Annotated in this window: 2 protein-coding genes and 1 pseudogene; 2 read left to right on the forward strand and 1 reads right to left on the reverse strand. The window is 61.7% G+C overall.

The features are described from left to right. Positions 1-367: cyclic nucleotide-binding domain-containing protein (locus EN879_RS32945; protein ID WP_164774728.1), on the reverse strand; the 367-nt coding region annotated here is incomplete at its 3' end. Between the two features lie 150 nt (positions 368-517). On the opposite strand from EN879_RS32945, the gene EN879_RS32950 reads away from it, so the two are divergent. Together EN879_RS32950 and EN879_RS32955 are read left to right on the forward strand one after the other, a co-directional pair. Beyond that, positions 518-955 carry a pseudoazurin gene (locus EN879_RS32950; RefSeq protein WP_063170488.1) on the forward strand — a complete coding sequence of 146 codons (438 nt, stop codon included), beginning with the start codon at positions 518-520 and terminating at the stop codon, positions 953-955. A 102-nt stretch (positions 956-1,057) separates the two neighbouring features. Next, positions 1,058-2,196: pseudogene (locus EN879_RS32955) on the forward strand (NnrS family protein); the annotation flags it as partial.

Genomic DNA, 2,196 nt, shown 5'->3' on the forward strand with positions numbered 1-2,196 from the left:
ACCCTGGGAAGCACCCCGCCAGGTCCGGCCACAGAGCGTTTGGCCAGGCGAGCCCCACGCAGTCCACCGCCGCAATTGCGCTGGCTGGGTAGGTCGTTCGGCCAAGTGCCGCGGCGACGCCAAAAATCTCGCCTTCGCTGATGTATCTGGCGATGACCTGTTGTCCGTCCGGTGTGGTGCGAACGACACGGATATGCCCGGCGATCAGCACGAAGAAGGAATGAGCCTCGGCTTCCTGCTCGAAGATCGCAGTCTCCTTGGCATAGCGAGACGACCGCGCATCCCGCAGGATCTCGCTCTGCTCGTCGGGCGTCAGACCCTGGAAGAGCGGCAGTCGCGAAATCAGCGATCGGTCCAGCGCAGCCAAGCGATTCCTCACGGCCCTACGGTTCCGCATCAGTCGTGCGGAAGACCTTTCTTATCCTGAGTTTGCGCCAGCGCAAATTGTTCCCAGCCGCGTCAGACTAAATGGCATGGAACGGCGCAATGCCGCGAAGACGAAACAAAGGACAAATCGATGAAACTCTCCATCCTCGCCGCCGCAGTCTCTACCCTGGCGCTCGCCGGCGGCGCAAGCGCCGAAGAGCATATGGTGCAGATGCTCAACAAGGGCGAAAAGGGCGCCATGGTTTTCCAGCCGGCCTTCGTCAAGGCAGCCCCTGGCGACACCGTCAAGTTCGTGCCGACCGACAAGAGCCATGATGCCGAGTCAATCAAAGGCATGCTTCCAGACGGCGCCGAGCCCTTCAAGGGAAAGCCCAGCGAGGAAATCACCGTTACGCTGACAAAGGAGGGCGTTTACGGCGTCAAATGCGCGCCTCACTACGGCATGGGCATGGTCGCCCTGATCGTTGTCGGAAAGCCGGTCAATCTCGATGCCGCCAAGGCGGTCAAGCATCCCGGGAAGGCAAAGACGGTGTTCGCCGACCTGTTCACCCAGGTTCCGGTCAACTGATCGGCAATCGATACAGCCATGCCTGCCGCATGAGGGCAGGCGAGGGCCGGACGGACCGAGGGCGGCGGTTCATCCGGCCCTGTTCATTTGGAGACGCAAATCATGGGGATTCCACGCCTGCGGGCCTACACAGGACCCGCATTTCTTTCCTACGGATTCAGGCCCTTCTTCTTCCTCGGGTCGCTGTATGCCGCGCTCTCCATTCTGCTTTGGCTGCCGATATATGCCGGCGAACTCGATGCCCACAGTGCGTTCGTTGCCGTCGACTGGCACATTCACGAGATGCTGTTCGGCTATCTGCCGGCGATCGTTACCGGGTTCCTGCTGACCGCCATCCCCAATTGAACTGGCCGGCTGCCCGTACAAGGCTTGCCACTGCTGGCGCTGGTCGTCCTGTGGCTTGCCGGGCGCGCCGCTGTCTACTTCTCGACCGACATCGGCTGGCAAGCAGCCGCGGTGATCGATGGCTCATTTCTGTTTGTGGTGGCTGCCGCCGCCGCCCGCGAAATCATCGCCGGACGCAACTGGCGCAACCTCAAGGTGCTGCTGCCGCTTGTCGTGATGGCGTGCGCCAACGGCATGTTCCATTTCGAGGCGCACCTTCAAGGCACATCCGACATCAGCCGCAGGCTCGGTATGGCTGCGGGGATCGTACTCATCTCGCTGATCGGTGGGCGTATCATTCCGAGCTTCACACGCAACTGGCTCGCCCGGGAAAATCCTGGCAAGCTGCCTGCACCGTTCGGCCGTTTTGACATCGCATCGATAGCCATCTCAGCTATCGCGCTGGGAGCGTGGACGTTCGCCCCCCACAACCGCGTCTCAGGAATGCTTATGGCCGTCGCTGCAATCTGCCAGGTGTGGCGTCTGTCGCGCTGGGCTGGCGAACGGACATTGCGGGATCCGCTCGTGCTCATCTCCACCTTGCATATGCTTTCGTGCCCGTCGGTTTTGCGTTGGTTTCGGCGTCGATCCTTTTGCCCGCAATCGTACCGGTCGCTGCCGGGCTGCATGCGTTCGGCGTCGGCGCCGTCGGGTCAATGACGGTCGCAGTGATGGCCCGCGCCACGCTTGGCCATACCGGCCGGCAACTACGGGCCGGACTGCAAACCATTGTTGTCTTCGCGGCGATCCTGATCGCTGCCTTGTCACGAATCCTTGCGGTTTTTCTCCCTAAGGACGCGATCGTCAATGTCGCCGGCGTTGCATGGGTTCTGGCCTTTGCTGGCTTTCTCCTAGCC

The organism is Mesorhizobium sp. M7A.F.Ca.AU.002.02.1.1, from assembly GCF_003998535.1.
Taxonomy (GTDB): Bacteria; Pseudomonadota; Alphaproteobacteria; order Rhizobiales; family Rhizobiaceae; genus Mesorhizobium; species Mesorhizobium ciceri.

What these genes read in the sequence shown, in the direction of transcription:
- EN879_RS32950 (WP_063170488.1), top strand. Translation starts at nt 518, where the DNA reads ATGAAACTCTCCATCCTCGCCGCCGCAGTCTCTACCCTGGCGCTCGCC.